This is a genomic window from Kitasatospora sp. NPDC101801, assembly GCF_044766665.1.
GTDB lineage: Bacteria > Actinomycetota > Actinomycetes > Streptomycetales > Streptomycetaceae > Kitasatospora.
Genome location: NZ_JBIWML010000013.1, coordinates 148,019 through 154,459, shown reverse-complemented (window position 1 = coordinate 154,459; position 6,441 = coordinate 148,019). Strand labels below are relative to the sequence as shown.

The following is a 6,441-nucleotide window of genomic DNA, read 5'->3' as shown; positions in this document are numbered from 1 at the left end:
GGAAGATCCTGCGCGACTGCCGCCTCAAAGGCGACGGCGTCCACCACGCCATCCTCGGCATCGCCCGCCTCCACAACCTCATCCAGGCCGCATAGCCGAACCCGACCAGCGGTCGGCCACCCCTGCCCCGAACCGCCCAAAGATCAATTACGGGACAGCCCTTAGGGAACACGGCCGTCCCGGGCCGATGTTTCACGGTCGTGACTGTTTACGATGCAACGACCGACGTGGACGTCGTGGTGATCGGCGCCGGACAGGCGGGTCTGTCCGCCGCCTATCACCTGCGGCGACGCGGTCTCGCGCCGTACACCGGCTTCGTGGTGCTGGACGCCGACGACGCCCCGGGCGGGGCCTGGGCGCACCGCTCGCCCTCGCTCCGGATGGCCACCGTGCACGGCTTCCACGACCTGCCCGACTTCGAGCTCCCGCCGCCCGACCCGGCCGCCCCGGCCCGCGAGGTGGTGCCCGGGTACTTCGCCGCGTACGAGGCGAAGCACGCGCTGCCCGTGGTCCGGCCGGTCCGGGTACGGTCCGTCAGCTCCCGCCCCGACGGGCGGCTGCTGGTCGCCACCGACGCGAGCGACTGGACGGCCCGGGCGCTGGTCAACGCGACCGGCACCTGGACCAGGCCGTTCCTGCCGTACTACCCGGGCCGGTTCACGGGCCGTCAGCTGCACTACGCGGACTACCGGGGGCCGGCGGAGTTCGCCGGGCGGCGGGTGCTGGTGGTCGGCGGCGGCGCCTCGGCGATCCAGGTGCTGTCCGAGGTCGCGGCGGTGGCCGAGACGGTCTGGGTGACCCGGCGTGAACCCGTCTACCGGGACGGTCCGTTCACCGAGGAGTCCGGCCGGGCGGCGGTCGCCATGGTCGAGCAGCGGGTCCGCGAGGGGCTGCCGGTGCGCAGCGTGGTCAGCGTCACCGGCCTCGGCCCCTCGGTCGCCTACCGCCGGGCCGAGCAGCTCGGCGCGCTGCACCGCCGGCCGATGTTCGACCGGCTGACGGAGCACGGCGTCGCCTGGGGCGACACCGAGCTGGCGGTGGACGCGATCGTCTGGGCCACCGGCTTCCGCCCCGAGGTCGGCCACCTGGCCCCGCTCGGTCTGCGCACCACCGGCGGCGGCATCCGCCTCGACGGCACCCGCGCCGTCGACGACCCGCGCGTCCACCTGGTCGGCTACGGCCCGTCCGCCTCCACCGTCGGCGCCAACCGGGCGGGGCGCTCCGCCGCCAACGAGATCGTCAAGCTGCTCGGCGCCCCGGTGCCGGTCTAACGGTCGTAGTCGACGGTGACCTGGTCCGAGACCGGCCGTGCCTGACAGGTCAGCACGTAGCCCGCCGCGAGCTCCTTCTCCTCCAGGGCGAAGTTCCGCCGCATGCTCACCTCGCCCTGGGTCACCAGCGCCCGGCAGGTGCCGCAGACCCCGCCCTTGCAGGCGAACGGCAGGTCGGGGCGGGCGCGCTGGGCGCCGTCCAGGATCGACCGGTCGCGTGGCAGGGCCAGGGTGCCGGAGCGGCCGTCCAGCACCACCGTGACCTCGGAGCGCTCGCCGTCCACCTGCTCGGGCGCGCGCTCGGCCACCGGCTCGTCCTCGGCGTGGAACAGCTCCTGGTGCACCCGGTCGGCGGGCACGCCCAGCTCGGCCAGCAGCTCCTTGGCGCCGAGCACCATTCCGTACGGGCCGCACAGCCACCAGTGGTCGACCTCGGGCACGTCCAGCAGCGCGCCGAACAGGGCGCGCACCCGGTCGGCGTCCAGTCGGCCGCTGAGCAGCTCGGCGTCCCTGCTCTCCCGGGAGAGCACGTGCAGCAGCTGGAACCGGTCGAGGTGGGTGTCCTTCAGATCGGCCAGCTCGTCGGCGAACATCACCGTGTCGCTGCTCCGGTTCCCGTAGACCAGCACCACCTCGGACTCGCCGTCGGCCAGCACCGAGGCGGCGATCGAGAGCATCGGCGTGATCCCGGACCCGGCCGCCAGCAGCACGTGCGTGCCGGGCACCGTCAGATCCGGGGTGAACAGGCCGACCGGCGGCATGACCTCCGTGGTGTCGCCGACCCGGGCCTCCCGGACCAGCCACCGGGAGAACAGCCCGCCCGGCACCTCCCGGACCGCGATCCGGAGCGGCCCGCCGGCCGGCGCGCAGATCGAGTACGAGCGGCGCTCGTCCACGCCGTCGACGATCCGACGCAGCGTCAGGGTCTGCCCGGGCCGGAAGCCGTACGCGCCGGCGTGCTCGGCCGGCACCTCGAAGGTGACCGCGACGGCGTCCTCGCAGAGCGGCTCCAGCGCCGCGATCCGCAGCTCCTGGAAGGTGAGCCGACGGGAGGTCGTGGTGGTCACTAGATCTCCTTGATCCGTTCGAAGGGCTCCCGGCAGTCGCGGCAGCGCCAGAGCGCCTTGCAGGAGGTGGAGCCGAACCGGGACAGCTCCTCGGTGTCCTGGCTGCCGCACTGCGGGCAGGGCACCGCGAGCCGGGTCCGACCCAGCGTCAGCAGGCCGGTGGGCACCGGCGGGGCGATCCCCGCCGCCGCCAGCTTGGCCCGGCCCGTCTCGGTGATCAGGTCGGTGCTCCACGGCGGGTCCAGCCGGAGCCGGATCTCCACCTGGGCCCAGCCGGCCGCCCGCAGCCGGCCCGCCACGTCGGCGGCCATCTCGGCCACCGCCGGGCAGCCGGAGTAGGTCGGGGTGAGCCAGGCGGTGACGGCCGGGCCGTCCTCCGCAACCTCGGCCAGCACCCCGAGCTCGGCCAGCGTGAGCATCGGCAGCTCGGGGTCGGGGACGGCCGCGGCCACCTCCCAGGCGGACGGCGCGGTGGTCACCACGACGCCCCCGGGTGCGCCCTGGCCACCACCTGGAGCTCGGCCAGCAGCAGGCCGAGCGCCTCGGTGTGCACGCCGTCCCGGCCGGCCCGGCCGCCGACCCGGGCCATCGGGGCCGCCGTCGGCACCGTCAGCCCGGCCCCGGTGACCACCTCGGCCAGCTCGGCCAGCACCGGTTCGCGCAGCCCGGCCGGGTCGACGCCGAGCCGCAACTCGACCGGATCGGCCGTGAACAGCTCGTCCAGCAGCGGCCAGACCGCGTCGAGCCCGGCCTGCATCCGCCCGGCGGAGTACGCCGTGCCGTCGCCGAGCCGCAGCGTCCAGGCGGCGGCGTACTCGCGGTGGTAGGCCAGCTCCTTGACGCCCCGGGCCGCGACCGCCGCCAGCACCGGGTCGGCGTGCGTGCCCAGCCGCCGGTACAGCGCGTGCCGGGCGGTGGCGAACAGCAGCAGCCGGGCCACCGTGTGCCCGAAGTCGCCGTTCGGCACCTCGGCCAGGCGGACGTTGCGGAACTCGTGCGCCTCGCGCCAGTACGCCAGGTCGTCCTCGGTGCGCTCGGTGCCGTCCAGCTGGCCGGAGCGGGTGAGCAGCTGCCGGGCCTGGCCGAGCAGGTCGAGGCCGAGATTGGCGAGCGCCACCTCCTCCTCCAGCTCGGGGGCCCGGGTGCACCACTCGATCAGCCGCTGCGCCAGGATCAGCGCGTCGTCGCCGAGCATCAGGCAGTACGCCGCCAGGTCGGCCGCGTCCACCCCGGCCGGGACCGCCCGGTCCACGCCGAGCAGCGGGTCGGCGAACCCGGTGCCGTACGCCCAGCGGGCCTCGCCCTCCGGGCCGTGGTCGGCCTCGGCGAGGGACAGGTACACGTGGTCGTCGCTCATGAGAGGTGCTCCCCCGTCAGATGTGCGGGACATCCTCGGGGATGTCGTAGAAGGTCGGGTGCCGGTAGACCTTGTCCCCGCTGGGGGCGAAGAACGGGTCCTGCTCGTCGGGGGTGGAGGCGGTGATCGCGGCGGACGGGACCACCCAGAGGCTGACGCCCTCGTTCCGCCGGGTGTAGAGGTCGCGGGCGGCGAGCAGCGCCATCCGGTCGTCGGCGGCGTGCAGCGAGCCCACGTGCACGTGGTTCAGCCCGCGCCGGGGGCGGACGAAGACCTCGTACAGCGGCCAGTCGGCCTTGCTCATCGGTTGCGCTCCTTCTGCTTCTCCGCGTGGGCCAGGGCGGCCTCACGCACCCAGGCGCCGTCCTCGTGCGCGGCCCGGCGGCGCTCGATCCGCTCGGTGTTGCACGGGCCCTGACCCTTGATCACCTGCTGGAGCTCGGACCAGTCCGGCTCGCCGAAGGTCCAGCTGCCGCGCTGCTCGTCCCAGGCCAGCGCCGGGTCGGGGAGGGTGACGCCGAGGTGCTGCGCCTGCGGGACCGTCATGTCGACAAATCGCTGTCGCAGCTCGTCGTTGGTGTGCCGCTTGATCCGCCAGGCCATCGACTGCGCCGTGTTCGGCGAGTCGCCGTCCGGCGGGCCGAACATCATCAGCGACGGCCACCACCAGCGGTCCACCGCGTCCTGCACCATCGCGCGCTGGGCCTCGGTGCCGCGCATCATCGTCATCAGCAGCTCGAAGCCCTGCCGCTGGTGGAACGACTCCTCCTTGCAGACCCGCACCATCGCCCGCGCGTAGGGCCCGTACGAGCAGCGGCAGAGCGGCACCTGGTTGCAGATCGCCGCGCCGTCCACCAGCCAGCCGATCACACCGACGTCGGCGAAGTTCAGCGTCGGGTAGTTGAAGATCGAGGAGTACTTCTGCCGCCCCGAGACCAGCTTCTCGGTCAGCTCGGCCCGGTCCACCCCGAGGGTCTCGGCGGCCGCGTACAGGTAGAGCCCGTGGCCCGCCTCGTCCTGCGCCTTGGCCAGCAGGATCGCCTTCCGCCGCAGCGAGGGCGCCCTGGTCAGCCAGGCCCCCTCCGGCTGCATCCCGATGATCTCGGAGTGCGCGTGCTGGGCGATCTGCCGCACCAGCGTGGCCCGGTACGCCTCGGGCATCCAGTCCCGCGGCTCCACCCGCTGCTCGGCCGCCACCACCGCGTCGAACCGACCCTCCAGGGCCTCCACCGCTTCGGACACCGTCACCGTACTCGCCTCCCGACTGACCGTTCGGTCGGTACCATTGTGTAGCCGGTACCTCACCCCTGACAAGAGCGGACCTGTGACCGGCCCCGGACGCACCGGAGGGCCGGGTCCGGTGGGTGCACCGGCGCCGGCCCTCGGGGTGGTGGAGCTACGTCCGCTCGCGCAGGCGCGGCAGCGGGACGGCCAGCAGGGCGGCCAGCAGGGCTATCCGGGGTGCCAGTTGGTCGGTGCGGATGTGTTCGTGGCGGGCGTGCGGCCCGGCACCGACCGCGCCGAGGCCGTCCAGGGTGGGGAGGCCCCGGGCGCCGGCGATGTTGGTGTCGCCCGCACCGCCGGCCGGGGCGCCGTCGAGGTTCTGGCCGAGGGCGGCCGCCAGCGAGCGGACGTGCCGCAGCAGCGGGTTGGCCGGGCGCACCGGCCAGGTGGGGCGGCTGGAGAGCACCTCGGCCCGGACCTTGGCGCCGGGCCGCAGCGCGGTCAGGTGGGCCAGGTTGTCCAGCGTGCGGCGCTGCGCCTCGGGGGTGGCGAACCGGAGGCCGAGCTCGGCCTCCGCCCGGCCGGCGACCACGTTGGCCCGGGTGCCGCCGGTGATCCGGCCGGCGTTCAGCTCGGTGCCCGGCTGGTTCACCAGGCCGCGCACCAGCAGCAGCTGGTCGACCAGTTCGTCCACCGCCGAGATGCCCAGCGCGGCGTCGTTGCCCGCGTGCGCCTCCCGGCCGGTGACGGTGAGCCGGACCCGGCTGCTGCCCCGCCGGGCGGTCTTCAGACTGCCGTCGGGGTGCGGCGGCTCCAGGCCGAGCACGGCGGCCGCCCCGGCCAGCTGACGTTCCACCAGCTTGCGGCCGTCGGGGCTGCCCAGCTCCTCGTCCGCCACCACCACCAGCCGGACCGGCCGGTGCGGCCGCTGCCCGAGGTCGGCGAGCAGCGCGAACGCGCCCTCGACCAGCGCGAGACCGGCCTTCATGTCCAGCACGCCGGGGCCGGTCAGCGCGCCGTCGCGCTCCTCCACCGGCCAGTCCGCCAGGGTGCCGACCGGCCAGACCGTGTCGTGGTGACCGACCACCAGCAGCGGCGCCAGGCTCTCGTCCCGCCCCGGCCAGTCCAGCACCAGGTGGTCACCGGCCTCGTTCGGCACCCGGCGGACCCGGGCGCCGGTGGCGGCGTAGCCCGCGCCCAACTCCTCGGCCAGCGCGTTGAGTCGGGCGCTGTCGCCGGTCGGCGACTCGATCCGGGCCAGTGCGGCGCAGCGGCTGCGAACGGCGTCGCGCAGGGTGCGGGCCTTGGAGCGCAGGGTGGCCGGCAGCCCCGGCAGCGCGTCGGTGTCCGCGAACGCGACCCCGACGGCGGGCGGACGGGCGGCGGGGGTGCGGCCGACGGCCTCGGTATGGCCGGCGGGTGCGGCGGCCGACTGCGGACTCATCGGGCGCCTCCCCGGCCGCTGCCGGTATTCAGCGTGGCCGGCGCCGGCGGCTCGGCCCGGCCGGACGGCGGCGGGGCG

7 protein-coding genes and 1 pseudogene are annotated in these 6,441 nt (G+C 75.0%); 2 read left to right on the top strand and 6 right to left on the bottom strand.

From position 1 onward, the window contains the following. Both ACIRPK_RS17940 and ACIRPK_RS17935 read left to right on the top strand, forming a co-directional pair. A pseudogene (locus tag ACIRPK_RS17940) lies at window positions 1–95 on the top strand (IS5/IS1182 family transposase); the annotation flags it as partial. Window positions 96–200: 105 nt separating this feature from the next. Next, window positions 201–1,271 (top strand): FAD-dependent oxidoreductase, encoded by a 1,071-nt coding sequence (locus ACIRPK_RS17935; protein ID WP_403039588.1) that lies wholly within the window; start codon window positions 201–203, stop codon window positions 1,269–1,271. On the opposite strand, the gene paaE is transcribed toward ACIRPK_RS17935, so the two are convergent. The 6 genes from paaE to ACIRPK_RS17905 all read right to left on the bottom strand — a co-directional run bounded on the left by paaE (window position 1,268) and on the right by ACIRPK_RS17905 (window position 6,363). Then, on the bottom strand, window positions 1,268–2,338 hold the full coding sequence (gene paaE, locus ACIRPK_RS17930) for a 1,2-phenylacetyl-CoA epoxidase subunit PaaE (RefSeq protein WP_403039585.1): 1,071 nt from the start codon (window positions 2,336–2,338) through the stop codon (window positions 1,268–1,270). The two genes, ACIRPK_RS17935 and paaE, sit on opposite strands and share 4 nt — an antisense overlap. Beyond that, the gene (gene paaD, locus ACIRPK_RS17925) at window positions 2,338–2,820 is read right to left on the bottom strand and encodes a 1,2-phenylacetyl-CoA epoxidase subunit PaaD (RefSeq protein ID WP_403039582.1); all 483 of its coding nucleotides are present in this window, start codon (window positions 2,818–2,820) and stop codon (window positions 2,338–2,340) included. The genes paaE and paaD overlap by 1 nt, the downstream gene beginning before the upstream one ends. Then, complete coding sequence (gene paaC / locus ACIRPK_RS17920) at window positions 2,814–3,695, bottom strand: 1,2-phenylacetyl-CoA epoxidase subunit PaaC (RefSeq protein ID WP_403039579.1); 882 nt, start codon at window positions 3,693–3,695, stop codon at window positions 2,814–2,816. The genes paaD and paaC overlap by 7 nt, the downstream gene beginning before the upstream one ends. Window positions 3,696–3,711: 16 nt before the next feature. Beyond that, entirely contained in the window at window positions 3,712–3,999 is a 288-nt protein-coding gene (paaB, locus tag ACIRPK_RS17915) for a 1,2-phenylacetyl-CoA epoxidase subunit PaaB (protein ID WP_403039576.1), read from the bottom strand. Next, window positions 3,996–4,943 carry a 1,2-phenylacetyl-CoA epoxidase subunit PaaA gene (gene paaA / locus ACIRPK_RS17910; RefSeq protein WP_403039573.1) on the bottom strand — a complete coding sequence of 316 codons (948 nt, stop codon included), beginning with the start codon at window positions 4,941–4,943 and terminating at the stop codon, window positions 3,996–3,998. The genes paaB and paaA overlap by 4 nt, the downstream gene beginning before the upstream one ends. Before the next feature lie 148 nt (window positions 4,944–5,091). After that, complete coding sequence (locus tag ACIRPK_RS17905) at window positions 5,092–6,363, bottom strand: M20 family metallopeptidase (RefSeq protein WP_403039570.1); 1,272 nt, start codon at window positions 6,361–6,363, stop codon at window positions 5,092–5,094. Window positions 6,364–6,441 lie beyond the last annotated feature (78 nt).

Excerpts from the sequence above, each read along its gene's own strand:
- paaB (WP_403039576.1), bottom strand. The coding sequence starts at position 3,999 with ATGAGCAAGGCCGACTGGCCGCTGTACGAGGTCTTCGTCCGCCCCCGG.
- paaC (WP_403039579.1), bottom strand. The coding sequence starts at position 3,695 with ATGAGCGACGACCACGTGTACCTGTCCCTCGCCGAGGCCGACCACGGC.
- ACIRPK_RS17905 (WP_403039570.1), bottom strand. The coding sequence starts at position 6,363 with ATGAGTCCGCAGTCGGCCGCCGCACCCGCCGGCCATACCGAGGCCGTC.